This is a genomic window from Mesobacterium pallidum (assembly GCF_019966535.1).
Taxonomy (GTDB): domain Bacteria; phylum Pseudomonadota; class Alphaproteobacteria; order Rhodobacterales; family Rhodobacteraceae; genus Mesobacterium; species Mesobacterium pallidum.
This window is the reverse complement of record NZ_JAIMID010000003.1, coordinates 339,109-363,486: the sequence shown is the minus strand read 5'-3', so window position 1 is coordinate 363,486 and position 24,378 is coordinate 339,109. Positions and strand designations below refer to the sequence as shown.

31 protein-coding genes and 1 pseudogene are annotated in these 24,378 nt (G+C 66.4%); 14 read left to right on the top strand and 18 right to left on the bottom strand.

The features are described 5' to 3' along the window. Positions 1-35: 35 nt before the first annotated feature. The 9 genes and pseudogenes from MF270_RS07120 to MF270_RS07080 all read right to left on the bottom strand — a co-directional run bounded on the left by MF270_RS07120 (position 36) and on the right by MF270_RS07080 (position 5,880). Positions 36-284 carry a hypothetical protein gene (locus tag MF270_RS07120; protein ID WP_238365181.1) on the bottom strand — a complete coding sequence of 83 codons (249 nt, stop codon included), beginning with the start codon at positions 282-284 and terminating at the stop codon, positions 36-38. A 125-nt stretch (positions 285-409) separates the two neighbouring features. Continuing rightward, positions 410-679, bottom strand: a complete 270-nt coding sequence (locus MF270_RS07115; RefSeq protein ID WP_238365180.1) for a hypothetical protein — start codon at positions 677-679, stop codon at positions 410-412. Positions 680-1,060: 381 nt separating this feature from the next. Continuing rightward, on the bottom strand, positions 1,061-1,549 hold the full coding sequence (locus tag MF270_RS07110) for a hypothetical protein (RefSeq protein ID WP_238365179.1): 489 nt from the start codon (positions 1,547-1,549) through the stop codon (positions 1,061-1,063). Positions 1,550-1,568: 19 nt separating this feature from the next. Next, positions 1,569-1,700 (bottom strand): annotated as a pseudogene (locus MF270_RS07105) (transposase domain-containing protein); the annotation flags it as partial. Then, a complete protein-coding gene (locus MF270_RS07100) occupies positions 1,669-1,833 on the bottom strand; it encodes a P-loop NTPase family protein (RefSeq protein WP_238365186.1) in 165 nt (54 codons plus the stop codon). The pseudogene MF270_RS07105 and the gene MF270_RS07100, both read right to left, overlap by 32 nt. Before the next feature lie 56 nt (positions 1,834-1,889). Beyond that, positions 1,890-2,510, bottom strand: a complete 621-nt coding sequence (locus tag MF270_RS07095; protein WP_238365178.1) for a 2OG-Fe(II) oxygenase family protein — start codon at positions 2,508-2,510, stop codon at positions 1,890-1,892. Between the two features lie 52 nt (positions 2,511-2,562). Continuing rightward, positions 2,563-3,633, bottom strand: coding sequence for a calcium-binding protein (locus MF270_RS07090; RefSeq protein WP_238365177.1), 1,071 nt, complete (start codon positions 3,631-3,633; stop codon positions 2,563-2,565). A 68-nt stretch (positions 3,634-3,701) separates the two neighbouring features. Beyond that, on the bottom strand, positions 3,702-4,781 hold the full coding sequence (locus MF270_RS07085; RefSeq protein ID WP_238365176.1) for a hypothetical protein: 1,080 nt from the start codon (positions 4,779-4,781) through the stop codon (positions 3,702-3,704). A 196-nt stretch (positions 4,782-4,977) separates the two neighbouring features. Beyond that, entirely contained in the window at positions 4,978-5,880 is a 903-nt protein-coding gene (locus MF270_RS07080; protein WP_238365175.1) for a LysR family transcriptional regulator, read from the bottom strand. Positions 5,881-5,970: 90 nt separating this feature from the next. Between MF270_RS07080 and MF270_RS07075 the strand changes: the two genes are divergently transcribed. Further along, positions 5,971-6,186, top strand: a complete 216-nt coding sequence (locus MF270_RS07075; RefSeq protein WP_238365174.1) for a hypothetical protein — start codon at positions 5,971-5,973, stop codon at positions 6,184-6,186. Positions 6,187-6,192: 6 nt separating this feature from the next. On the opposite strand, the gene MF270_RS07070 is transcribed toward MF270_RS07075, so the two are convergent. Further along, entirely contained in the window at positions 6,193-6,759 is a 567-nt protein-coding gene (locus MF270_RS07070) for a hypothetical protein (RefSeq protein WP_238365173.1), read from the bottom strand. A 293-nt stretch (positions 6,760-7,052) separates the two neighbouring features. Between MF270_RS07070 and rpmC the strand changes: the two genes are divergently transcribed. The 11 genes from rpmC (at position 7,053) to rpmD (ending at position 11,419) form a co-directional block, all read left to right on the top strand. Further along, positions 7,053-7,253, top strand: a complete 201-nt coding sequence (gene rpmC, locus MF270_RS07065) for a 50S ribosomal protein L29 (protein ID WP_238365172.1) — start codon at positions 7,053-7,055, stop codon at positions 7,251-7,253. Positions 7,254-7,266: 13 nt separating this feature from the next. Further along, complete coding sequence (gene rpsQ / locus MF270_RS07060) at positions 7,267-7,497, top strand: 30S ribosomal protein S17 (protein ID WP_238365171.1); 231 nt, start codon at positions 7,267-7,269, stop codon at positions 7,495-7,497. 77 nt (positions 7,498-7,574) lie between these two features. Beyond that, complete coding sequence (rplN, locus tag MF270_RS07055) at positions 7,575-7,943, top strand: 50S ribosomal protein L14 (RefSeq protein WP_100164027.1); 369 nt, start codon at positions 7,575-7,577, stop codon at positions 7,941-7,943. Continuing rightward, a complete protein-coding gene (gene rplX, locus MF270_RS07050; protein WP_238365170.1) occupies positions 7,943-8,248 on the top strand; it encodes a 50S ribosomal protein L24 in 306 nt (101 codons plus the stop codon). Before rplN ends, rplX begins: the two co-directional genes overlap by 1 nt. Beyond that, entirely contained in the window at positions 8,248-8,811 is a 564-nt protein-coding gene (gene rplE / locus MF270_RS07045) for a 50S ribosomal protein L5 (RefSeq protein ID WP_238365169.1), read from the top strand. Before rplX ends, rplE begins: the two co-directional genes overlap by 1 nt. A 21-nt stretch (positions 8,812-8,832) precedes the next feature. Next, positions 8,833-9,138, top strand: coding sequence for a 30S ribosomal protein S14 (gene rpsN / locus MF270_RS07040; protein WP_238365168.1), 306 nt, complete (start codon positions 8,833-8,835; stop codon positions 9,136-9,138). A 12-nt stretch (positions 9,139-9,150) separates the two neighbouring features. Further along, a complete protein-coding gene (gene rpsH / locus MF270_RS07035; RefSeq protein ID WP_238365167.1) occupies positions 9,151-9,543 on the top strand; it encodes a 30S ribosomal protein S8 in 393 nt (130 codons plus the stop codon). Between the two features lie 10 nt (positions 9,544-9,553). Further along, positions 9,554-10,087 carry a 50S ribosomal protein L6 gene (gene rplF, locus MF270_RS07030; protein WP_238365166.1) on the top strand — a complete coding sequence of 178 codons (534 nt, stop codon included), beginning with the start codon at positions 9,554-9,556 and terminating at the stop codon, positions 10,085-10,087. Positions 10,088-10,098: 11 nt separating this feature from the next. After that, positions 10,099-10,458 carry a 50S ribosomal protein L18 gene (gene rplR / locus MF270_RS07025; protein ID WP_238365165.1) on the top strand — a complete coding sequence of 120 codons (360 nt, stop codon included), beginning with the start codon at positions 10,099-10,101 and terminating at the stop codon, positions 10,456-10,458. Positions 10,459-10,648: 190 nt separating this feature from the next. Further along, positions 10,649-11,227, top strand: coding sequence for a 30S ribosomal protein S5 (gene rpsE, locus MF270_RS07020; protein WP_238365164.1), 579 nt, complete (start codon positions 10,649-10,651; stop codon positions 11,225-11,227). A 3-nt stretch (positions 11,228-11,230) separates the two neighbouring features. Beyond that, positions 11,231-11,419: a 50S ribosomal protein L30 gene (rpmD, locus tag MF270_RS07015; RefSeq protein WP_025311786.1), complete on the top strand. Its 189-nt coding sequence runs from the start codon at positions 11,231-11,233 to the stop codon at positions 11,417-11,419. Positions 11,420-11,784: 365 nt separating this feature from the next. On the opposite strand, the gene MF270_RS07010 is transcribed toward rpmD, so the two are convergent. From MF270_RS07010 to MF270_RS06980, 7 genes are all read right to left on the bottom strand, one after another. After that, positions 11,785-11,955, bottom strand: coding sequence for a hypothetical protein (locus MF270_RS07010; protein ID WP_238365163.1), 171 nt, complete (start codon positions 11,953-11,955; stop codon positions 11,785-11,787). A gap of 80 nt (positions 11,956-12,035) precedes the next feature. Next, the gene (lpxK, locus tag MF270_RS07005) at positions 12,036-13,028 is read right to left on the bottom strand and encodes a tetraacyldisaccharide 4'-kinase (RefSeq protein WP_238365162.1); all 993 of its coding nucleotides are present in this window, start codon (positions 13,026-13,028) and stop codon (positions 12,036-12,038) included. Continuing rightward, positions 13,028-14,260 (bottom strand): 3-deoxy-D-manno-octulosonic acid transferase, encoded by a 1,233-nt coding sequence (locus MF270_RS07000; RefSeq protein ID WP_238365161.1) that lies wholly within the window; start codon positions 14,258-14,260, stop codon positions 13,028-13,030. Before MF270_RS07000 ends, lpxK begins: the two co-directional genes overlap by 1 nt. Before the next feature lie 21 nt (positions 14,261-14,281). Further along, complete coding sequence (locus MF270_RS06995; protein ID WP_238365160.1) at positions 14,282-14,512, bottom strand: DUF4170 domain-containing protein; 231 nt, start codon at positions 14,510-14,512, stop codon at positions 14,282-14,284. A gap of 135 nt (positions 14,513-14,647) precedes the next feature. Beyond that, on the bottom strand, positions 14,648-15,427 hold the full coding sequence (locus tag MF270_RS06990) for a 3'(2'),5'-bisphosphate nucleotidase CysQ (RefSeq protein WP_238365159.1): 780 nt from the start codon (positions 15,425-15,427) through the stop codon (positions 14,648-14,650). After that, a complete protein-coding gene (locus MF270_RS06985) occupies positions 15,414-16,760 on the bottom strand; it encodes a TldD/PmbA family protein (RefSeq protein ID WP_238365158.1) in 1,347 nt (448 codons plus the stop codon). Before MF270_RS06985 ends, MF270_RS06990 begins: the two co-directional genes overlap by 14 nt. 513 nt (positions 16,761-17,273) lie before the next feature. Then, positions 17,274-18,830 (bottom strand): DUF2125 domain-containing protein, encoded by a 1,557-nt coding sequence (locus tag MF270_RS06980; RefSeq protein WP_238365157.1) that lies wholly within the window; start codon positions 18,828-18,830, stop codon positions 17,274-17,276. Positions 18,831-18,966: 136 nt separating this feature from the next. Between MF270_RS06980 and MF270_RS06975 the strand changes: the two genes are divergently transcribed. Together MF270_RS06975 and MF270_RS06970 are read left to right on the top strand one after the other, a co-directional pair. After that, positions 18,967-19,716, top strand: coding sequence for an SDR family oxidoreductase (locus MF270_RS06975; protein ID WP_238365156.1), 750 nt, complete (start codon positions 18,967-18,969; stop codon positions 19,714-19,716). Then, positions 19,713-20,324 carry an enoyl-CoA hydratase/isomerase family protein gene (locus MF270_RS06970; protein ID WP_238365155.1) on the top strand — a complete coding sequence of 204 codons (612 nt, stop codon included), beginning with the start codon at positions 19,713-19,715 and terminating at the stop codon, positions 20,322-20,324. The genes MF270_RS06975 and MF270_RS06970 overlap by 4 nt, the downstream gene beginning before the upstream one ends. Positions 20,325-20,665: 341 nt before the next feature. Here the strand turns inward: MF270_RS06970 and MF270_RS06965 are convergent, their stop codons facing one another. Beyond that, positions 20,666-24,241, bottom strand: coding sequence for a hydantoinase B/oxoprolinase family protein (locus tag MF270_RS06965; RefSeq protein WP_238365154.1), 3,576 nt, complete (start codon positions 24,239-24,241; stop codon positions 20,666-20,668). Between the last annotated feature and the right edge of the window lie 137 nt (positions 24,242-24,378).

The window sequence follows — 24,378 nt, the reverse complement described above, 5'->3', positions numbered from 1 at the left end:
CTCAGCATAACAACGAAAGCCGCCTGATCATGCCCTCAGGCCATCCGGGAAATTACACCACCTTGACGGACGTGACCTTCAGGTGGATTTAAGCTGAGGGAGAACAGGTGATTGATGCACCGCGTTCCCATCGAGATGGCTTCAGCTTCCAGGAGCGCGCCATGCAAGTCATCGGAGACGAAGCCGCGCAGATCATGCAGTTCGACGTGATCGTTGTCGCGAATGTTCAACAGATGGCGCGCAAGCTCCTTCGCGTTGCCGCGTTCATTGCCGTTCAAGATCATGACTCACCCCCGTCCTTGCCGAAGGCTTCGAGCAGAGCGGTTCTCATCTCGTGCACCTCGCCGCAGGCACGGCGAAGGTCTGCCTCCGTTTCGGGATGCACTGGCAGGGTGCCGGTGTTTACGGCTCACGCCATTTGGTTGAGGTTTGCAGACAGGCGTGACTGTCCGAGCGTGGCCAGCACGCGGCCCAAGGCCTCGTGGTCTTTGACCGGCTGGGTGTTCCGTCGCCGCACTTTGGGCAAGCCGCTGCCGAAAAGCACCGCCTTGATATAGGTGCCAAGCGGCACGCCGTTTGCGGCGTCCTCCAACTTGGCACGTTCCTCGAATGTCAGTCTGAGCGAGAAGGGCGCTTCACGCTTTCGCTGACTTCCATGTGTATTGAACTCGGTTTTCATGTCGGGTTCCTTTCGGACCCGGCATGACGGCGGAAACAACTTTCCTGAGCGATTGCATCATAGTTTCAAACGCTTAGGAGGCGTATCGCCATGCCGAGAAGTCTGGCGCGAAGATCAGCAAGTTAAGTTGGTTGCGAGCCCCCGCAACCAACTTATCCTGCGACCCTCGCAGGTTAAGTTTAGATCGCCCTCCCGCAACCAGTTTTAGCGAACAGGCCGCTCCCGAAAGGGACGCGGCCTTTTTGACGTCCCCAAAGCCCATCCCAACAAAACGAACCGCTCAAAGAGCAAACGCCTGGTAGCTCCGCCCAAAAAAGATGGAGCAGGACCTGCACACCGCGGAAAGCATCCGTCCGTTAAGGGCGCTAACCAGCTCGTAGCTCAGTTTTGTTGTTTCCTTAGCAACTTTCGAATTTGGACTGCGAATGACCGGGCGCTTTCGGCGGCCAGTTGCAGTCTGGTTTGGCGTGCGTCCGACGCTTGGTCCGAACTGTTGAGTCCTCGAGTTATATAGCTCCAATTAGGTGCATTGTTTTCAAAGCACAAAGCGTCCCATGTCGCAGAGCCCGGTTCGATGATTTCACCAAGGTCCTCGCAAGCGTCTTCGATGAGGTTGGTCCAGACGGTGAACTCCTGGAGCAAACATCGCTCCTTCGCGAGGGTTGGATTTGCGGCGATGCCAAGCTGTTCGCCCATACAGGTATAGTACGTCACATCAAAACACTGGTGCTCAGCGCCTTGATAATCGAACAGGCAAGCTTGCAGAGCCAACGTTTCGCGCTGTCCTGCGCCGTCAGCCCAGGACGGGCCTGCACATATCGTGCTCAAGGCGAGCAACGATAGCAGCCTTGCCGTGCGTGCATTCGCCATGCTTTCAAAACCCTTCTTTCTACGTCCACGGCATCAGTTCATCGAGGCGATTGACTTTGTGACCTGGCAACTGCTCCCAGACCCACGCCAGCCAAGCCCTTGGATCGACGCCGTTCATCTTAGCCGTTTCGATCAGCGTGTAGGCGATGCTCGGCCCGGTCGCGGACCTGCCAACCGGGCAGCCAGCGGATGTCGCGGTCATGACTGACGTAAGGGATGTCGAGCCGCGCCGCGATCTGTTGTGACAGGGTTGATTTTCCGGAACCAGACACGCCGATGACCATGATCCGCCGCGCCCTTGGCAGCAGGGCGCACGCCTCGTCCACAGAGAGCCGGCGCCTCACTCCCACTTGTAGTTGAAGCTGACCGAGATCCGCTCGTCCTCGGCCATGTTCATCGGCACCTCGTGCCGCAGCCAGGATTCCCACAGCAGCACATCGCCAACCTCCGGCTTGGCGTAGACGAACGTCTTCAGCTCTTCCCGCGCATCCTTGCGGCGCGGAGGCGCGGCCATCATCCGCGCACTTCGGGGGTCTTCGAGCTTGAGCGCCGAGGTGCCTTCGGGCATCGCCACGTAGGTCGTTCCGGAAATTACCGAATGCGGATGCAGGTGCGAGCTGTGCGTGCCGCCTTCGGGCAGGACGTTGATCCAGAGATCCTCGAGCACCAGCTTGCGGCCGCCGAGGTCGAATTCCAGGTCCTCGGCAAAGGCCGCCACATGCAGGTCGAGCGATTTGACCAGGTCGGCAAAGATCGGGAAGCGCCAGGGCAGGTCGGTCAGCGACGCGTAAGAGGTGTAGCCCGGATAGCCGTTCTCTTCGCACCATTCCTGCCCGGCCTCGTCATCCTCGGCGATGCCGTAGCAGGACGCCTCCATCTCGGCGGCGTCGATGGCGGGGCCGTGCTCGGACAGGGCGGCACGGTAAAGGCGGGTCACGAAGAGCGAGGAAATCTGGGCCATGGCTCCTCTTAGCGCGGGCCAACGGCCTTGGCGAGAGGGGCCGTGAACAGCATCAGGCCACCGCGGGCGACAGCACCGGCACCTGCGCGCCGACAAAGGCGATGTCGGACCAGGTCGCCACCACGTCGCCAAGATCCACGGTCATCTCGCGCGGGTCGAGGCCGTCGCCCTCGTAGCGCAGAACCAGCGTGGAATGAGGCATGTCGTCGGTCACCTCGGTCTCGATCCGGGCGGCGGTGAAGGTATAGGGCGAGCCCTCGAGCGGGTCGGCGTTGATCTCGATTACGTCCTCGCCGGGGGTGAAATCGCCCAGCCGCACGGCTTCGAAGGTCTCCACCCCGTCGACCATGCGGATGAAATCCCACCCTTCGTAGGTGTCGCCGCCCGGGATCAGGTCGAGCGCGAAGGTGTCGCCATCCGCGCCTCCGTTCAGCTTCATCGGGCTGTAGCCGTCGCTGGCAAAGGTGATGTTGTCCTGCAGATAAGAGATCGTGTCCGCCCCCGCGCCGCCGTCGGTGGTGGTGTAGAAATTGCCGAAGGCATCGTTCGCGCCGCCGGTCACGAGCACATCGTCGCCCGCGCCGCCGTTCAGGGCCGTGTCGGTGCCGATCAGCGTATCGTTCCCCGCGCCACCGTCCAGCTCGGACACGCCTGCGTTGATGCCGGAGCCGCTGAGAAGGTCGTCGCCATCACCGCCGGTGACGGTCATGTCCTCCATGTAATCGAGGATCACCACGTCGTCGCCCGCGCCGCCGTTCACGAGGTTGCCAAGGGCCGCACCGACCAGCGTGTCGTCGCCGTCGCCAAGGTCGAAGGTTGAGGCCCAGGGCGCCGTTGCCGTCGGCTCGGTCGCGACGTCGAGATCTACGAAATCGTCACCGGCCCCGGCGTCGAGGTCGAGGATCATCGACCCGGCGCCCTCGAGCAGGATGAAGTCGTCGTCGCCGTCCGTACCCGTGACCTCGTCGGTACTGCCGTCCAGCAGGAAGGTCGTCGGGCCCTCGGTTTCGATCGGTTCCTCGGTCTCGGGCGCTTCGTCATCGTCGTTGCCGCCGAAGAGATCAAAGCCTGAAAAGACCATCAGGGCGGCGCCGGCAAAGCCGAGCAGGGCGAAAAGTTCCATTAGGTGTCTCCCTTCCGGAGCGCTTGAAACGTGTAAGTGGCGGAGGCGCAGGAGCGCGCCGTCCGGGGTCAGGCCAGGATCTCGGGCGTTGTCTCGCCGACAAAGGCGATGTCGTCCCAGCTGATCGTGTCGCTGTTCACGCGGATCACCAGCTCGCGCGGGGCGAGCGTTTCGTGGGCATAGGTGATGACCACGTCGGTGGTGCCCGCCTCACTGCCCGCGCGCAGCTGGGCGGTGGTCGGGGCATAGCTGTCGTCCTCGGTCAGCGGCTCGATCAGCAGCGTGTCCTCGGTCGGGTCGAAATCCGTGATGTTCAACGCGGTGATCGACTGGTCATAGGCGCCGCCTTCGAGCCTGTCGGACCCTTCGGCCAGCCATTCCTCGGTCGCGGTAAAGGTGACACGGAAGAGGTCCTCGCCGTCGCCGCCCGCCGCGTCGCCAGCGGAATGCAGCTCGCTGACGAAGGGGTCGCCCTGGTACCACAACAGGTCGTCGCCGGCGCCGCCGTCCACATTGACCTGGTAACCGGCGCCGCCCTGGTCGGGCTGGCCATACAGGATCACGTCATTGCCGTCGCCACCCGAGGCAGTGATGTTCTCCATCAGGCGCACGTCCAGCAGGTCGTTGCCCTCGCCGCCGTCGAAGCGGGCGCCGTCCCCGCTGAAGAGCTCGCCCGAGATGGTGTCATTGCCCGCGCCGCCGGTCACATCGGTGCCACCGGCAAAGCCGCGCAGCGTGATCAGATCGTCGCCTGCGCCGCCGTCGATGTCCGAATAGGTCATGACGGCATCAAGCGTGTCATCGCCATCGCCCAGATCGACCTCGGCATTGTCGAAGGAAATCTCGAAGGGGTTGGCCCCGTCGTCGGTTTCCGGATCGACGAGCAGGACGGCATCGTCCCCCGCGCCGGCGTCCAGCGTCATCCCGGCGACGCCGGCCGATCCGGACGTGCGCGTGAAGATGTCGCCGCCGTCCGTGCCTGTGACCTCGGTCGCGGTCTCGTCGATCACCAGCGTCAGGGGCTCCTCGGCCTCGGTCTGGCCGGCCTCGTCCGTGTTGTCCTGGTCGTCATCGCCGCCGAACAGATCGAAACCCGACAAGACCATCATCGCGGCGCCGGCAAATCCGAGCAGGGCAAATAATTCCATGACAATCCCCCAAAGACATCTCGGTAATTCCTTGTCGAATTGAGGCAGAAATTTGGCAATCAAGTCAAATGGATCGCGTCAAGCTCGTCGCTGATCTCGACATCAGGTAACAAAAGTCCCGAGGTGACGTCATTGTTGACAGGATGGCGGTATTGTCCACCCGCGCCGGGAAGAGGATTCGCCACTCGCGCCCGTGTCAACTCGTTGAGGACGTGCGGAAAATCTCGGCATAGCGGGGCGCAAAGAAGCTGACGAACAGCCGGACTTCGGGCCGGCGGTAGGCGTCGGGGCTGACCAGCAACTGGTGACGGGCCGCAAGTTCGGGGATCGGATCGCTGCACCGGATCAGATCGGGGTCCATTTCGGCCAGCCGAAGGTTGATGACGCCCAGCCCGGCACCGCCGCGGACGGCCATGTCCATCATCTCGAACTCGCTGAACGTGGTGACGATCCGGTCGGGCGGGACATGGCTGCGCAACCAGGTGTCGGAGGCCGCGGGCACGTCGCGCCTGACAAAGCTGACAAAGCGGTGCCTGGCGTAGTCCTCCGGTCCGCTGGGCAGGCCATGTTCCCGGGCATAGCTGCGCGCGCCGTAGAGCGCGAATTGCGCCGTGCTGATCTTGCGCTGGATCAGCTCGGGGTCGGGGTCCGAGCGCGAGATCCGCAAGGCCACGTCCGCCTCGCCGGCCATCAGGTCGAGGATGCGTGTCGACGACAGGAATTCCAGCCTGATGCCCGGATGCTGCATCGCGAAATCGCTGAAGATCGCAGTGATCCGGGGAGAGAAGTTCTTTGAGAAGGCGGTGATGAGAATCGGCTTTGACTGCCGGCAATCTGCGGCGGCCTCGGCCAGGGCGATGGCTGCGCGTTCCATCGCCTCGGCCTGCGGCGCAAGGGCTGCGGCGGCCGAGGTCGGATGAAAGCCCCGCGTGTCCCGCTCGAAAAGCACCAGACCGGTCTCGTGTTCCAGCGCGTCGATCCGGCGGGCCACGGTCGGCTGCGCCATCCCGAGACCGCGCGAGGCCGCAAGCGTCGATCCCGACCGCAGCACGGCCAGGAAGACGCGGACGTCCGACCAGTTGCCGAATGCGCTCTTCATTTTTGAAGAACAGCACAACGTCGCAGGCAATACCACAAAAAGCGGCAGCGGCGCAGGATGATCGCATCACCCCTGTCGAGGACCCCAGCCATGACCATGACGATCGACACGCCCCGCAGCCTGTCCCGGATCGGGCTTTCCCTTCTGACGGTCCTGCGACCGCGCCCTGCGCCCGAGCCGGACCTGAACGATGCGGAGGACGTGCGGCGTGACTTCATTCTCGGGCGGATGGCCGATGCTCCGGATGCCTTTGCCAGCGAATACGACGTCGCCGCGATGGCGCTGCATTTTCCGCGGTCCTTCTGACAGCGCTCAGCGCGTCGCGTCGAATCCCTGGTACCAGGCGATGGCCTCGGCAAAGCGGTCCTGCGCCGGGGCAAGGTCGATGGGCGCCGCGAGCGGGCGCGAGACGTTCTTTTTCGGCAGCGTGAACGCATCGCCGTAGAGCGACCGCAGGTAGGCGACGAAGACATCCATCTCTTCGTACTTGTAGACCCGGTCGACCCGGGCACCCGCATCGGGCGCGAAGATGAAATCGCGGTCGTCCACCTCCCGGGCCGGAACCTGCGCCACGAATTCGGCAAAGCTGAGGTCTCCGGCATAGCGCGGCGACCCGGCCAGCCCCTTGCGCGAGCGGAACTTGTACCAGCTGAGCGCCTTGCTGGCCGGGTGACGGATCATGCAGACGGTGGTGAACCCCTCGGTCCGCAGGATCGGCGCCAGCTCGAGGTAGCGGGGAAACTTGATGTGCTTGATCGACGGATGGCCGTCAATCCGACCCAGCTGGCGCACGTGCTTGTCCAGCGCGGCCTCGACGCTGGACGAGGCGACCTTGGAGTTGGACAGGAAAACGAACTTCTTGGCGAAATCTATGCGCATGGGCGGCTCTTGCTGACCTGTGCCGGGCGGGCTATGCCCTTCCGGCTACCCGGCCACGGCGCCGAAGGCAAGGCAGCCGCGTCGCGCCTGCGGCGCTTGGGGGCGGGCGGCTGGGAAAAACGGCAGTGCGGGGAAAAACCTCCTTGCCACGTGAGGCGCACATCCTTATAGGGACCCATCCCGCAGATTCCGTGCGATGCACGGGATTCGCGTGTGCATGACATCCATCCACCAGGTGACGGGTGACCCTGACAATCAGGGGCTCGCTGGTGTTCTGAGAAAGGACAAGGCGCATGAGTGCCAAGGATCTTCGTGAGAAGACCGCGGATCAGCTCCGCGAAGAGCTCGCAAATCTCAAGAAGGAGGCGTTCAACCTCCGATTCCAGCAGGCCACCGGCCAACTGGAAAGCACTGCCCGCATGCGGACCGTCAAGCGTGACGTCGCCCGCGTGCTGACCGTGCTGAACGAAAAAGCCGCTGCGGCAGCCGAGTAAGAGGAGCCAACAGATGCCCAAACGTATCCTGCAAGGCACCGTCACCTCGGACGCCAACGCACAGACGATCACCGTCCTGGTGGAGCGTCGCTTCAAGCACCCGGTCCTGAAAAAGACCATCCGGAAATCCAAGAAGTACCGGGCGCACGACGAGAACAACGCCTACAAGGTGGGGGACAGCGTTCGCATCGTCGAATGCGCGCCCCGTTCGAAGACCAAACGCTGGGAGGTGCTGGAGGCTTAAGCCCCAGCGCCTTTCCGGCACATACGAAACCCTGGGGGAGCTAATCAGAAAAGCCCCCAAAGGTCGGGAGAAACCACATGATCCAGATGCAGACCAATCTGGATGTCGCTGACAACTCCGGCGCACGCCGAGTTCAGTGCATCAAGGTCCTGGGTGGTTCCAAGCGTAAGTACGCTTCGGTGGGCGACATCATTGTCGTCTCCGTCAAGGAAGCCATCCCGCGCGGCCGCGTGAAGAAAGGGGACGTCCGCAAGGCCGTCGTCGTGCGCACCGCCAAGGAAGTCCGTCGTGAAGACGGCACCGCCATCCGCTTTGACCGCAACGCCGCCGTGATCCTGAACAACTCAGGTGAGCCGGTCGGCACCCGTATTTTCGGGCCGGTCGTGCGCGAGCTGCGGGCCAAGAACTTCATGAAGATCATCTCGCTCGCTCCGGAGGTGCTCTGATGGCTGCGAAACTGCGTAAAGGCGACAAGGTCGTCGTGCTCACCGGCAAGGACAAGGGCAAGACGGGCGAGATCTCGTCGGTCGACCCCAAGGCCGGCAAGGCCGTCGTGTCGGGCCTGAACATGGCCATTCGCCACACCCGTCAAAGCCAGACCTCGCAGGGCGGCCGCCTTCCCAAGGCGATGCCGATCAACCTGTCGAACCTGGCCATCGTCGATGCAAACGGCAAGGCAACCCGCGTCGGCTTCCGCATGGAAGGCGACCAGAAGGTGCGTTTTGCCAAGACCACCGGGGACGTGATCTGATGCTGGATACTGCCAACTACACCCCGCGTCTGCGCGAGCTCTTCGAAAGCACCATCAAGGCTGCGATGAAGGAAGAGTTCGGCTACACGAACGACATGATGATCCCGCGTCTGGACAAGATCGTCCTGAACATCGGCTGCGGCGCCGAGGCGGTGAGGGATTCCAAGAAGGCCAAGTCGGCCCAGGAAGACCTGAGCGCCATCGCCGGCCAGAAAGCCGTCATCACCAAGGCGAAGAAGTCGATCGCAGGCTTCCGCGTCCGTGAAGAGATGCCGCTGGGCGCCAAGGTGACCCTGCGCGGCGCACGGATGTACGAATTCCTCGACCGCCTGGTCACGATCGCCATGCCCCGCGTCCGCGACTTCCGCGGCGTCAATGGCAAGTCGTTCGACGGTCGCGGCAACTACGCCACCGGCCTGAAAGAGCACATCGTGTTCCCCGAGATCGAGTTCGACAAGGTCGACGAGGTCTGGGGCATGGATATCGTCATCTGCACCACCGCGAAAACCGACGCGGAAGCCAAGGCGCTGTTGAAGCATTTCAACATGCCCTTCAACAGCTGATCCGCCGGAGGGATTTGAGACATGGCTAAGAAAGCAATGATCGAACGCGAGAAGAAGCGTCAGGCGCTGGTGGAGAAATATGCCGCCAAGCGTGTCGCTCTGAAAGAGATCGCGAACGACGAGAGCAAGCCGATGGAAGAGCGCTTCAAGGCGCGCCTGAAGCTGGCCAAACTGCCGCGCAACTCGGCCCCGAGCCGCCTGCACAATCGCTGCCAACTGACGGGCCGTCCCCACGCTTACTACCGTAAGCTCAAGGTCAGCCGGATCATGCTGCGCGAGCTGGCGTCGTCGGGCCAGATGCCCGGCATGGTGAAATCGAGCTGGTAAGGAGGACATCGAATGAACGATCCTATCGGCGATATGCTCACCCGCATCCGCAACGCACAGATGCGTGGCAAGTCGGTCGTGAGCACCCCGGCCTCCAAGCTGCGCGGCTGGGTTCTGGATGTCCTTCAGGACGAAGGTTACATCCGTGGCTACGAAACTGGCACCGACGCGGCGGGTCACCCGACGCTCGAGATCAGCCTCAAGTACTACGAAGGCGAGCCTGTCATTCGCGAACTCAAGCGGGTTTCCAAGCCCGGCCGTCGCGTCTACCTGAGCGTCAATGAGATCCCGCAGGTCCGCCAGGGCCTGGGTGTTTCGATTGTCAGCACGTCCAAGGGCGTGATGTCGGATGCAAGCGCACGCAGCCAGAACGTTGGCGGCGAAGTGCTTTGCACGGTGTTCTGAGGAGGTCGCAATGTCTCGTATTGGCAAGAAACCGGTCGAGCTGCCCAGCGGCGTGACCGCGTCGGTCTCCGGCCAGACCATCGAGGTGAAGGGCCCGAAAGGGACCCGCAGCTTCACCGCAACCGACGACGTGACCCTCGCGGTCGAGGACAGCAGCGTTTCGGTCACCCCCCGTGGGTCGTCCAAGCGTGCGCGCCAGCAGTGGGGCATGTCCCGCAGCCAGGTTGCGAACCTCGTCCAGGGCGTGACCGGCGGCTTCAAGAAAGAGCTCGAGATCCAGGGTGTGGGTTACCGCGCTCAGGTTCAGGGAAACACCCTGAAGCTGAACCTCGGCTACAGCCATGATGTCGATTTCGACGTGCCGGCAGGCATCACCGTGACCTGCCCCAAGCAGACCGAGATCGTCGTCGAAGGCATCGACCAGCAGCTGGTCGGCCAGGTCGCGGCGAACATCCGCGAGTGGCGTGCACCCGAGCCCTACAAGGGCAAGGGCATCCGCTACAAGGGCGAGTTCATCTTCCGCAAGGAAGGCAAGAAGAAGTAAGGACGACAGAGATGGCAAACAGCAAGAGACAACTGTTCCTCAAGCGCCGCCTGCGCGTCCGGAACAAGCTTCGCAAGATGAACGCCGGGCGCGCGCGCCTCAGCGTGCATCGCTCGAACAAGAACATCAGCGTCCAGCTGATCGACGACGTGCAGGGCCGGACGCTGGCCGCGGCATCGTCGCTCGAGAAGGACCTGGGCGTGGTTGGCAAGAACAACCGCGAAGCGGCCGCCAAGGTTGGCGCGCTGATCGCGGAACGTGCCAAGGCAGCCGGCGTCGAGGAATGCTACTTCGACCGTGGCGGCTTCCTCTACCACGGTGGCATCAAGGCCCTGGCCGATGCCGCGCGTGAAGGTGGCCTGAAGTTCTGACGGAGCATGGGTGGGGTCTAACCCCACCCTACCGTCCCTCCGGACGGTTCGAGAAATCCGTAGGGTGGGGTTTTACCCCACCTTGCATTTTGCAGGCGGGTGACCGCCTCGATGACCGGGGAGCCGCGTCCGCGCACTCACTTCGGTTGTGACATCAGGCCGCGAGGCCGCAGTGATAAGGAAGCCATTCATGGCAGAACGTGATAACCGCCGGGGCAACCGTCGCGACCGCGAGGAAGCACCGGAATTCGCAGATCGCCTGGTCGCGATCAACCGCGTGTCCAAGACCGTCAAGGGCGGTAAGCGCTTCGGCTTCGCCGCGCTCGTCGTGGTCGGTGACCAGAAGGGCCGCGTCGGCTTTGGCAAGGGCAAGGCCAAGGAGGTCCCCGAGGCCATCCGCAAGGCGACCGAGCAGGCCAAGCGCCAGATGATCCGCGTGCCGCTGCGCGAAGGCCGCACGCTGCACCACGACATCGAGGGCCGTCACGGCGCAGGCCGCGTCGTCATGCGCACCGCCCCGACCGGGACCGGGATCATCGCCGGTGGTCCGATGCGCGCCGTGTTCGAGATGCTGGGCGTCCAGGACGTGGTCGCCAAGTCGATCGGCTCGCAGAACCCCTACAACATGATCCGCGCCACCCTGGACGGTCTGAAAAAGGAAATGTCGCCCCGCACCGTGGCCCAGCGCCGCGGCAAGAAAGTGGCCGACATCCTGCCCAAGCGCGACGAGGCCCCGGCCGAGTCGAGCCAAGTCGCAGAGGAAGCGTAAACCATGGCCAAGACCATCGTCGTCAAGCAGATCGGCTCGCCGATCCGTCGCCCCGAGATTCAGCGCAAGACCCTCATCGGCCTGGGCCTGAACAAGATGCACAAGACTCGCGAGCTCGAGGACACCCCCTCGGTCCGCGGCATGATCAACAAGATCCCGCACCTCGTCGAGATCGTCGAAGAGCGCGGCTGAGCCAGCGTCTTCCGGGTCTCGGCCCGGTGATCACAGAACAGGAACGCCCCGATCCAGCGGATCGGGGCGTTTTTCGTTGGTGCGGTCAGTGGCAGTGATACGGCTGTTTGCCCGCGTGGCAGCATTGCCCGGGCGGAGAGGACTTGCGGCACCCGCCGCCGTGGCCGAGTTCGTCTGTGGTCGCCGCTGTGGGTATCTGCGGCGCAAGGGCGGGGGCCGCGTGCACGGGCAGGCAGGCCCCTGCCAGCACGAGTCCAAGGATCAGTTTCTGCACTATGGGTCGCCTTCATTTTGGTTAACAATTCGTTAACGTTGCAACCCGACGTGGCATATTTGTGAAGCTTCCGTGGCGCGGCCGGTTCCTGTCACCTGTGTGACCGGGTCTCGACGCAGCCACAATCGATGGCGGGCTCGGCAGTGCCATCACGCCGGGCCATCAGGGCAGCGATCTGCCGGTCGCGGCACAGGGCCTGCACCTCTTCTTCGATGCGGCGGGTGATGTCCGAAGGGCGGGATTGAAAGAAGGACGTGAACATGGGTCATCTCCGATTGCGTTGATGATCCAAGGATGCGACCTCAAGCGGACTTTAGGTCAAGGAAAAAGAAACGTTGAGTTTCAACGCTTCGCGGGCATGGTTCCATCAAGTGCCGCGTCCAGCGAAGCGGTGTCGTCAAAGACCAGGCGCACCGGCAGCGTCACCACCTTTGGCCGGAACTCCGCCGGGAGGCGTACCGCGTCCTTCTCGGTGCAGACGATCTGCGCGCCGGCCTGCAGCGCCTCGGCTTCCAGCCGGCGCAGCAGGGTCGGGGTCAGGGCCTGATGATCGTCCAAAGCCTCGGCCCGCACCAAGTCCGCCCCGAGACTCCGTAGCGTGCGGAAGAACTTGGATGGGTTGCCGATCCCTGCGAAGGCGAGGCAACGGAGCCCCTCCCAGTCCATCCCGGTTTGCAACGGTTCCAGGCATGCACGCAGGCGGGGCAGGGCGATCTCACCGCCCCAGCGGGTCTCGAAGGCCGCCTGAGCCTCGGCATCGCCAATCGTCAGCACGAGATCGGAGCGGGCCAGCCCGGCCGCCACGGGTTCGCGCAAGGGGCCGGCAGGCAGGCAGAACCCGTTGCCAAAACCCGCCCCCGCATCGACCACCACCAGCGTCAGGTCCTTGGCGACCGAGGGGTTCTGGAGCCCGTCATCCATCACGATGACATCCGCCCCGGCGGCTTCGGCCAGCCGGGCGGCCTCGGCCCGGTCGCGGGCCACGTGGACGGGGGCAAAGGCGGCCAGCAGCAGCGGCTCGTCCCCGACCTGCTCGGCCGAGTGGCGGCGCGGGTCCACGGTCACCGCGTCGCGCGCAGACCCGCCGTAGCCGCGCGAAATCACATGCGGTGCCAGCCCGCGCCCCTGCAACGCCTGCACCAGCGCGATCACGGTCGGCGTCTTGCCGGTGCCGCCCGCGTTGATGTTGCCGACGCAGATCACCGGCACCGCAGGGCGATAGCCCGGCCCGCGGGCCACACGTGCCCGCGTCGCCCGAGCGGTCAGCGCGCCCAGCGGCGCCAACAGGCGCGCCACCAGCCCCGGCGGGCGGTCCCAGAAAGCGGGCGCGCGCATCAGCCGCCCCCCGCGTGGTCAAGCAGGTCCAGCGCCAGGTCGACCACCTGGTCCGTGACCTCGGCGCCCTCGGACAGGCATTCCCAGGCCGAATGCGCCATCGAGGCCGAGACATCCGGCGCGATCAGCCAGGTTACAGCCGCCGCGAGGCCCGAGGCGTCCTTGACCACCCGTGCGGCCCCCGCGGCGGCCAGGCGGTTGTAGGCCGCGAGGTGACGCCGCACGTGCGGCCCGTAGATGATGGCCGAGCCCAGCGTGGCAGCCTCGTAGGGGTCATGCCCGCCCGTCCCCGAGGCCAGCGAGCCGCCGACGAAGGTGATCGGGGCCAGGCGATACCACAGCCCCATCTCGCCGCGGGTGTCGGCCAGGATCACCTCGGTCTGTTCGTCCGGCCAGCCGCCCGTGGACCATTGCACGTAGGCCAGCCCCGAATCCTGCAGCGCGTCGATGAAGGGTTCGGGCGCCTCGGGGTCCTCGGGCACGAGGATCAGCAGCAGCCGATGCGCGGTGCGCAGGGCGCGCTGATGCGCCTCGAGCACCTCGCAGACCTCGTCCGCCGCCAGACGCGCGGCGAGCCAGACCGGGCGGCTGCCGAAGACGTCGCTCATCTCTTCCAGTTCCGCCTCGTTCACGCGCAGCGGGATGGCGCCGTCCTGCAAGGGCCCGCTGAGGTGGATGTCGTCATCCGCCACGCCCAGCCGGCGCAACCGCCGCGCGGCATTGGCCGAGCCGGCGTAGATCGCGGAAAAGCGGTCCAGCGTGCTGCGCGTGAGGTCAAGCAGGGGCCGCAGCGATCGGTCCGACAGCGCGCCCTCCGCCGCGTCCACGAGGATCATCGGCACCCCTGCTTCGTCGGCCCGCGCGATCAGCAGGGGCCGCAGCTCTCCGGTCGACCAGAGACAGAGGTCGGGCATCCAGTGGTCGATGAACTCGGCCACCGTTTCGGGATGTTCGGCCGGACAGGGCTCCCAGGTGATGTAGGGGCGCTTGTGCAGCTGCGGTGGCGTGTCCTCGAGCGTGGTCAGCAGCACATGCGCCGGCTCGCCGCTTTGCAGGGCGATGCGGCCCGCGAGGTGCAGCGCCGCGGCACGGCGGCTGGTGTCGGGTGCATGGACCCAGAAGACACGGCGATCCTTGGGCCGTGGCGCCCGCGTTGCCGGATCGACGGAAGGTGGACGCGGCCCGCGCCGCGACAGCGCCTGGTAGGCCTTGAGCGACAGCGGCCGTTTCATCGCCCGGCCCCTGGGGCGACGTCAGCCGCCGGCGTTTTCCCCGGCCTCCTCATCGCGCAGCCTGTGCAGGTGCGCGATGAAATAGCGCATGTGGGCATTGTCCACGGTGCGCTGCGCCTCGGCCTTCCAGGCGTCGTAGGCGGTGGCGTAATCCGGGAAGATGCCGACGATATGCAGGTCGTTCACATCGCGAAAGACGGTCTTGGCCGGATCGACCAACTCGCCCCCGAAGACCAGGTGCAGGCGTTGCATGGCATGTCCTTTCAGCATCTCGGCATCGCCCCGACCCTAGCGGCAAATGCTGCAGGTGCAAGGACAGGGCGCGGGCGCCGGCCATGCCGGACCGGATACGCCATCCGGATGAACAGCGAATGAACACGCGGGCGCTCATGCCGGCCCCAGCCGCGCCAGCAGCGGGCCGTGCAAGCCCGGCGCGGCGGCCAGGATGCCGCGGGTGCGCGGGTCGGCGTTGTTGAACCGCAGCGGTGCGCCGGTGCGGTCGGTGACCCGGGCGCCGGCCTCCTGGCAGATCAGTGTGCCGGCGGCGATGTCCCATTCCCAGGACGGTCGCAGCGTCAGCATGGCATCGAATCGCCCCTCGGCCACGAGGCACAGCCGGTAGGCCAGCGAGGGCCGGTAATGACGGTAGAGCTCGGGTGGCGCGCCCTTCCAGTGCTCGGCGGCCAGCGCGGGCTTGGCGGCCAGCACCCGCGCGCCGTCGGGATTATGCGCGACCGAGGGCACCAACGCTGCGCCGTTCAGATCCGCGCCCTGGCCCAGGGCGGCCGAGAACATGCGGTCCCGCATCGGCAGGTACACGGCGGCGGCGACCGGCTTGCCATCCCGCACGACCGCCAGCGAATGCGCCCAGGTCGTGTCGCCCTGGATGAAACTGCGGGTGCCGTCGATCGGATCGACGACAAAGGTGGCAGGGGCGCTCAGCCGCTCCGAATCCGGCGGGCTCTCCTCGCTCAGCCAGCCATAATCGGGCCGGGCCCCGCGCAGCACCCGTTCCAGTGTCGCATTGGCGGCCAGGTCGGCCTGGGTGACCGGCCCGGCGCCATCGTCCTTTTCCTCGATCTCCAGCGGCTGGCCGAGCAGGTCGCGCACGGTCTGCCCCGCCGCGCGGGCGGCCCGGATCAGCAGCTCGAGGTCAGTTTCCGGCAAGGGTCAGCCCCTCGACCAGCAGCGAGGGCACCACCGTGGACAGCCAGCTGCGCGCGTCGTTGGCGGGGGTCAGCCGGGGCAGAACCTCCAGCAGGTTCCCCGCGATGGTGCATTCGTTGACCGGGTAGGCGATCTCGCCGTTCTCGATCCAGAAACCCGAAGCGCCGCGCGAATAATCCCCGGTGTTGGGGTTGATCGTGGCGCCGATAAGCGAGGTGACCAGCAGCCCGGTGCCCATGTCGCGGATCAGCTCTTCGCGGCTGGCGGTGCCCTGAGTCAGCGCGATGTTCCAGTTGGACGGGGACGGCGGGGCCGAGGTGCCGCGCGTGGCATTGGCGGTGGATTGCAGCCCCAGTTGCCGCGCGGTGGCCAGGTCCATGGTCCAGCCCTGCAGGACGCCATCGCGGACGATGTCGCGCGGCCGGGTCGCCAGCCCCTCGGCATCGAACAGGCGCGAATTGCCGACGCGGGGGCGGTGCGGATCCTCGGTGATCGACAGGGCCTCGGGCAGGATCACCTCGCCCAGGCGGCCGCGCAGCCAGGACGACCCGCGCGCCACGGCGCTGCCGCTGGCCGCCGCCAGCACGTGCCCGATGAGCGAACTCGAGATACGTTCGTCGAACAGCACCGGGTAGGCGCCGGTGGCGGGCTTGCGCGGGGCGCGGCGTTCGACCGCGCGTTCGGCCGCGCGGGCACCGATCTCTTCGGGGCTGCGCAGGTCTGTGGCGTAGATCCGGCTGTCGCCGTCGTAGTCGCGCTCCATCCCCAGCCCTTCGCCCGAGATGGCGACGCAGGAGACCGAGGTCGAGGTCCGCGCGTAGCCGCCCGAAAAGCCGTTGGTCGCCGCCATGTGGAACTCACGCGCGCCGTAGCCGGCCGAGGCGGATTGCACCTGGGAAACGCCCGCGTTCTCCAGCGCGGCGGCCTCGGCCCGGACCGCCATGTCCTGCAACGTGGCGGGGGCCGGCTCTTCGGCCGGATCGCAGAGGTCGAGACCCTCGGCCGTGCCATTCCTGACCACGTCTCCCGGCTCGGCGAGCCCGGCATAAGGGTCCTCCGGCGCCTCGCGGGCCATGGCGACGGCGCGCGCGGCCATCTCGGCGATGGTTTCGTCGCGCGTGTCCGAGGCGGACACGCAGGCCTGGCGCCGCCCGATCAGCACGCGCAGGCCCAAGTCGGTGCCCTCGGACCGCTCTGCCTGCTCCAGCGCGCCGTGGCGGATGTCGATCGAGATCGAGCTGGCCGAGACGGCGATGGCATCGGCCGCATCGGCGCCGGCGCGTTTGGCGGCGCTCAGCAGCGCTTGGGTCAGGTCGGGCAAGGGGCGGATCATGCGGCCTCCGGGTCACTTGGGTCTGTTCGGAGGTAAACGCCGGGCGGTCCCGGTTCAAGCGCCGCTTGCGGTTTCCAGCGTCGAAAGCGCGCGGCATCCACGGCGCGCCCAATACCACGAGGCGACGCCGACGGGCTCGGTTGCATTGAGTATTTCTAGAAAAGTGAAGGCAGGGGCGCCCCGATCCGTTCTTCATCTTGCCCCTAAACTCCGGGGAGTGTGAGGGGCTGGCCCCTCACTCCGACACGCGCCTCGGGCGCCCCGGTGCGATGCCTCGCAACAAGGGGACCAGGCACCCCGATCCCCTTCATCTTTCCGAAAATATGCCGGGGAGCGCGAGGGGCTGGCCCCTCGCTTGTTGTGGTACCGCGCCTCTGGCGCAGTTGACGTGCCGCGCCTCCGGCGTAGTTGACGCGCCGCGCCTCCGGCGTAGTTGACGCGCCGCGCCTCCGGCGTAGTTGACGCGCCGCGCCTCCGGCGCGAGGGGCTGACCCCTCGCTTCCGCCTCAGCGCTCAGCGCAGGCGTTGGCCATTGGCCAGGACGTGGCCCTGTTCGTTTACCTCGATGGTGGATTTCAGCGTGTCCTCGCCGTCGCCCGGGACGGCGAACATGCCCATCATCATCCGCGCGCCCATGGCCTGTTCCTGCGGCAGCAGGCCCATCTGGACGAGGTTGTCCATCAGCGCATTGGCGCCTCTGAGGGTCAGGTTCAGCTCGCCTTCCGGGCGGGGCATGCCGTCAAAGGTCTCCATGTCCGTGTTGTCGATGGCGAAGCTGCCTTCGCCCGTCAGCCGGGCGCCGGCCGCTTCGACCAGCAGACCGTCAAGCGTGACCTGGTGCAACTCGCCCGGCATGGCGGGGGCCTGGCCCATGCCCATGCCGCTCATTTCGTCCTCGATCTTGAAGAGGTTCATGAACAGCCTGGCCTGGCCGCTGAGGTCGATGTCGATCGTCGCCGGGTCGCGCGGCAGCACGCCCTGCATGTCGAAGAGCGACCAGATCATGTCGGACATCTGGAACCCGCCCAGCGTCACGTCCAGCTCGAAATCCTGCGGATCATCGGTGGGCTGGACCGGCACCGACAGCTTGAAGCCGGTCTCGGCCATGGCCAGCGACACCGGGAAGGGCAGCTGCGAGCCGGTGAGGTCGATCTTGGCATCGGTCCCGCCCGCCTCGTAGGACAGCCGGTCGCCGTTCATCATCATGGCAAAGCTGCCGGTCGCGGCGCCGGCGGTGCCGTTCACCGTGTCGCCGTTGTCGTTGAACGAGAACTGCGCCTGAGTCGGTCCGTAGGAATACGAGGCATCCACGGCAAACCCTGCCTCGACCGCGGCGCCCATGTCGGCCATGTCCGTGTTCTGCGGGATCGCGCCCGTGGCGGCAAAAGCCAGGTTGTCCAGCGTCCCGGTCAGGACGAGGCGGTCCTCCTCTTCCTCGGGCGGCTGCACATCGATGTCGTAGGTCACCTGCGCGACCGATCCGCTCTGGTCGAATTCCCGTAGCTCGCCCACCTTCATCGTGCCCGTGCCGGCCACGTCATCCATGCCGATGACGACACGGAAGACGTCGCTGCCAAAGGTCTCGCCTTCGGCCGTCACCTCGTCCAGCTGCACCGTGATGCTGTCGGCGCCGACAGTGGTCTGCGTGTCGCCCGGGCTGCCCGAGATCACCGTCTCCATCCCCTCGCTGAGGTAGCTGAGCCTGCCCGACACCGGGTCTTCGCCCGCGATGGCGACATCGAATTCAAGCGGCCAGCTGGCGGGGATGGACAGGGACACGGTGCCGTCACCGCGGTCCACCAGCGCCAGGTCGCCCATGCGGATGATGACCGTGCCTTCGGCGTCCGGGATCTCCATCGACATGGTCAGGTCGGTGACATTGAGCGTGTCGCCGGATTGCGCGGTGGTCGCGGTGATGTCGTAGCCGAAGCCGGTCATGTAGGCCTGCAGGTCGGTCCAGACCTCCTGCGCGGTGATATCGGCCTGGGCCGCGCCGGCGCCCAGGCAAAGGGCCAGCGCCGATGTCGAGGCAAGCGAGGCAAAGCGGGTCATGATGATACCTTTCGTCAATCGATTGACTCACCTTCACGCGCGCGGCGCGGCAAGGTCAAGGGGGGCTTTCCTGACCCTTTCCCCGTAGCGGTTGCGCTTGCCCGCCGCGCCGGTGACAATACCGCGATCTGAACTTGAGCCGAAGGAACGGGGCATGGAGATGCAGGGCAAACGGGTGATCGTGACGGGCGCAAGCCGGGGGATCGGGGCAGAGACGGCGCGGGCCTTTGCCGCGGCCGGCGCAAAGGTCATGCTGGTCTCGCGCGGGAGCGGCGAGATCGGCAAGCTTGCGGACGAGATCGGCGGCGACGCGGTGGCGCAGGCTTGCGACGTCTCGGATGCCGGGGCGGTGGCCGCGATGGTCGCGAAAGCGGGCGATCTGTGGGGCGGCGTGGACGTGCTGATCAACAACGCCGGCGTGATCGAACCCATCGCCCGCATGGACGCCGCCGACGTGGCCGAGTGGGGCCGGGTGATCGACATCAACCTCAAGGGCGTCTTCTATGCCATGCACGCGGTGCTGCCCGGCATGATCGCGCAGGGCGGCGGGACGGTGCTGACTGTGTCCTCGGGTGCCGCGCATGGGCCGGTCGAGGCCTGGTCGCATTACTGCGCCTCCAAGGCCGGGGCGGCGATGCTGACCTCCTGCCTCGACAAGGAATACCGCGATCAGGGCATCCGCGCGCTGGGCCTGTCGCCGGGGACCGTCGCGACGCAGATGCAGCGCGAGATCAAGGCCTCGGGCATCAACCCGGTCAGCCGGCTCGAATGGACGGACCACATTCCGCCGGACTGGCCGGCCAAGGCGCTGCTGTGGATGGCCTCGGCCGACGCGGATGACTTCATCGGGACGGAAATCAGCCTGCGTGACGAGGCAATCCGCAAACGGCTGCGCCTCGCATGATCGAGGTCGGCAAGGACGGCGCCGCCTGGGTGCTGCGGCTGAACCGGCCGGACAAGGCCAATTCGCTGACCGCAGAGATGCTGGAGAGGCTGGCCGAGACGGTCGAGGCGGCGCATGAGGGCGCGCGGGTGCTGATCCTGACCGGGACGGGCAAGGTGTTCTCGGCCGGTGCCGACCTCGAGGCGGCCCGGGCCGGGCTGGCCACCTCGCCGCTGTGGGAGCGGCTGTCGTGCGCGATCGCCGCCTTTCCGGGTCTCAGCATCGCCGCGCTGAACGGCACCTGCGCTGGCGGGGCGATGGGCATGATGCTGGCTTGCGACCTGCGGATCGCGGTGCCGGGGGCCAAGATCTTCTACCCGGTGATGAAACTCGGGTTCCTGCCGCAGCCCTCGGACCCGGCGCGGCTGGCGGCCTTGGCGGGGCCGAGCCGGGCCAAGCTGATCCTGATGGGCGGGCAGAAGATCCCGGTCGAAGAGGCGCAGACCTGGGGCCTCATCGACCGGATCGTTGCGCCCGAGGCGCTGATGGACACGGCTGCGGACCTCTCTGCCGACACGCTGGCCGCGCCCGAGGATGTGGCGCGGGGGATCAAGGCGTTGTGCGGGTGAGGGTGACGGGGGCGGTTTGGTCACAAGCCGCGCAGCGTCGGGTCGCGATACGGCGATCCAACCTTTTTGGTGGGAACTTTATCCCAGCCAAGTCCGTAGGACCTGTGAACGTAACGCCCAGCTCAGCCAAATCGCCGTGCCGGGGGGCGGCCTGTCATGTCGGAGACATGCCTCCGGCATGATGCGCGCCGGCCTGTCGGCCTTGGTTCCGCGCGGGGTCTTCTAATGAAACCGTTTCGAACAGGTCGTCTTGGTCGCGGTTTTCGTTCGTTGGCGGAGCTGCAAATTGGGCCAGCGGCAGAGGTCGGCGCAACCTTGCCGCTGCACCGTAGGGTGGGGTTTCACCCCACCTTGCCCCACCCCCCGCCACCGGGCGTCGCCATCCCGAACACGGCGCCTTCCGGAAGGTCGATCTCGTCATTCCCCTGCAGGTCCACCCGGCTGCCATCCGGCATCTCGGCCCAGTTCTCTCCGACCTTGCCCGGCGCACCGCCCGCCGCGCCGAAGGGCGGCACCCGCCGGTGCGAACAGAGCGTCGTCACCGTCACCGGCTCCAGAAACCTCAACCGCCGCAGCGCGCCATTGCCGCCGGGCCATTCGCCGGCCCCGCCAGACCCCGCCCGGACGCCGAATTCCTCCAGTCGCACCGGAAAGCGCTTTTCCAGGATCTCCGGGTCGGTCATCCGCGTGTTGGTCATGTGGCTTTGCACCGCGTCGCAGCCCGCAAAGCCCGGCCCGGCGCCGGTCCCGCCCGCGATGGTCTCGTAATTCTGGAAGGTCTCGTTGCCCCAGACGAAGTTGTTCATCGTCGCCTGGCTTGACGCCATCGTCCCCAGCGCGCCGTAAAGCGCGTTGCAGGCGGCCTGGCTCACCTCGGTGTTCCCGGCGATCACCGCCGCCGGGTAGACCGGGTTCAGCATGGACCCCTCGGGCACGACGATGTCGAGCGGTTTCAGGCAGCCTTCGTTCAGCGGGATCTCGGCCCCGACCAGCGTACGGAAGACATAGAGCACCACCGCATGGGCGATGCTTTTCGGCGCGTTGTAATTGCCCGCGTGCTGCGGCGCGGTGCCGGTGAAGTCGATTTTCGCCGTCCGGGCGGCGCGATCGACCGACACCGCCACCTCGATCCGCGCGCCATGGTCCATCTCGTAGCTGAAGCGGCCATCGCGCAGCCGGTCGATGACCCGGCGCACGCTTTCCTCGGCATTGTCCTGCACATGGCCCATGTAGGCGCGCACCACGTCCAGCCCGTGGGTGTCCACGACACGCAAAAGCTCGCGCCGCCCGGTCTCATTCGCGGCCACCTGTGCCTGCAGGTCGGCGAGGTTCTGTGTCACGTTCCGCGCAGGGTACTTGGCGCCTGTCAGCACCTGCGCCGCGCGGTCCGACAGGAAGCGGCCCTCGTCGACCAGCTTCACGTTGTCGATCAACACGCCTTCTTCCTCGATCCGCGTCGAATCCGGCGGGGCCGAACCGGGTGTGCGCCCGCCGATATCCGCATGGTGCCCGCGCGAGCCGAGCCAGAAGACGATGTCATCCCCGACAAACACCGGCGTCACCACGGTCACGTCGGGCAGGTGCGTGCCGCCGTTGTAGGGCGAATTCAGCATGAAGGCGTCGCCGGGGGCGATCTGGCCTTCGTTCTCGCGCATCACGGTGCGGATGCTGTCGGCCATCGACCCGAGGTGCACCGGCACATGCGGCGCATTCGCCACGAGGTCCCCGGCGGCGTCGAAGATCGCGCAGGAAAAATCCAGCCGTTCCTTGATGTTGACCGACCAGGAGGTGTTGGCCAGCGTGGCGCCCATCTGGTCGGCGACGGACATGAAGAGGTTGTTGAAGACCTCAAGCAGCACCGGGTCGGCCTTGGTGCCGGCGGCGTCTTCGCGCGTCGCTGCCTCGGTCCGCTCCATCACGAGGTTGCCCAGATCGTCAAGGAAGGCGGTCCAGCCCGGTTCGACCACGTTGGTGCCGGTGGGTTCGGTGATCACCGCGGGGCCGGGGATGCGGGCGTCGCGGGGCAGGTCGGTGCGGTCGTGCAGGGGGATCTCGCGGGCCTCTCCGCCCGTGTGGACGGGGATCATCGCCAGCGGGCTGGCGTCGCTGCCGAACTCCGCCGCGCCGGGGCGCTCGCCGGTGGCGCCGACGGCCTCTACGCTGATCATCTCGTAAAGGATCGCGCGGTCCGGGGAGTGGAAGCCGAAGCGCTGGCGATGCGCCTCCTCGAACGCCGCCTGCATGTCCTGGGGCGGGCCGAAGAGCACCTCGAGCGGCTGGTGCGAGCCGTCGTAGCGCAGGTGGGCACGGATCATCAACTGGGTCTCGGTGATGCCCTGCGCGCGGACCTCGGCCTCGGCCTCGTCAATCAACGCGTCGCGGGCGGCCTCGGCCCCGGCGGTGTCCGACAAGGGCGCGTCGTGCTGGACCTCGCGCATGGCGCGGATCTCGGCCAGGCCCATGCCATAGGCCGAGAGCACCCCGGCGTGGGGGTGTACGAAGACCCGCGTCATCCCCAAGGCATCGGCGACAAGGCATGCGTGCTGACCACCCGCGCCGCCGAAACACTGCAGCGTGTAGCGGGTCACGTCATGGCCGCGCTGCACGCTGATCTTCTTGATCGCGTTGGCCATGTTGTCGACGGCGATGCGCAGGAAGCCCTCCGCCATTTCCTCGGGAGAGCGGGCGGCATCGCCCGTCGCCTCGGCCACCTCGGCGGCGAGTTGTGCGAACCCGCGCCGCACCGCGTCCACGTCCAACGGCTGATCGCCGTTCGGGCCGAAGACGGCGGGAAAGTGAACCGGGTTCAGCTTGCCCAGCATGACGTTGCAATCGGTGACCGTCAGCGGCCCGCCCCGGCGGTAGCAGGCGGGGCCGGGATCGGCGCCCGCGCTTTCCGGGCCGACCTGGAAGCGGCCATCCTCGAACTTGCAGATCGACCCGCCGCCCGCCGCGACGGTGTGGATATCCATCATGGGGGCACGCATGCGCACGCCCGCCACCTCGGTCTCGAAGCTGCGCTCGAAAGCGCCAGCGTAGTGGCTGACATCCGTCGACGTCCCGCCCATGTCGAACCCGATCAGGCGGTCGTGTCCCGCTGCCTCGGCCGTGCGGACCATGCCCACGATGCCGCCCGCGGGGCCCGACAGGATCGCGTCCTTGCCCTGGAACAGCTGCGCATCGGTCAGCCCGCCGTTCGATTGCATGAACATCAGCCGTTCGCAGGCGGTGCCGAGGTCCAGCGCCTCGGCCACCTGCGCCACGTAGCGGCCGAGGATGGGCGAGAGGTAGGCGTCGACCACGGTGGTGTCGCCGCGCCCGACCAGCTTGGCCAGCCGGCTGACCTCGTGGCTGGTCGACACCTGGGTGAAGCCGATCTCGCGGGCGATCTCGGCGGCGCGGGCCTCGTGACCCGGGTTCAGGTAGGCGTGCAGCCCGGCGATGGCCACGGCGCGGATGCCCGCGTCATGGGCGCTTTGCAGGCTGGCGCGCAGGGCGTCCTCGTCCAGCGGCTCGAGCACCTCGCCTTCGGCATCCAGCCGCTCGGCCATCTCCTCGACCTGCTCGTACAGCAGGTCGGGCCGCTTGATCGCAAGGTCGAAGAGGCGGGGCCGCGTCTGGTAGCCGATCTTCAAGAGATCCCGGAACCCCCGCGTGATCAGCAGCAGCACCCGTTCGCCCTTGCGCTCGAGCAGCGCGTTTGTCGCCACGGTCGTGCCCATCTTGACCGCGCGGATGGAGCCCGGCGCGAACTCCGTGACCCCCATCAGCTCTCGGATGCCCTGCACGGCGGCGTCGCGGTAGCGCTCGGGGTTCTCGGACAGCAGCTTGTGCGTCACGACTTCTCCGTCCGGCTTGCGCGCCACGATGTCGGTAAAGGTGCCGCCCCGGTCGATCCAGAATTCCCACGCGCTCATCGTCTGCTCCTTTTCACAAGGACTGGTTCGCCCCCCGCTCACCGAATGTCAACGCGGCTGAGCGATAACCGAAAATGCACGCCCGGGGTTTACATATTCTTGAATGCGAATATATACAGGACAACCTCATGATTCTG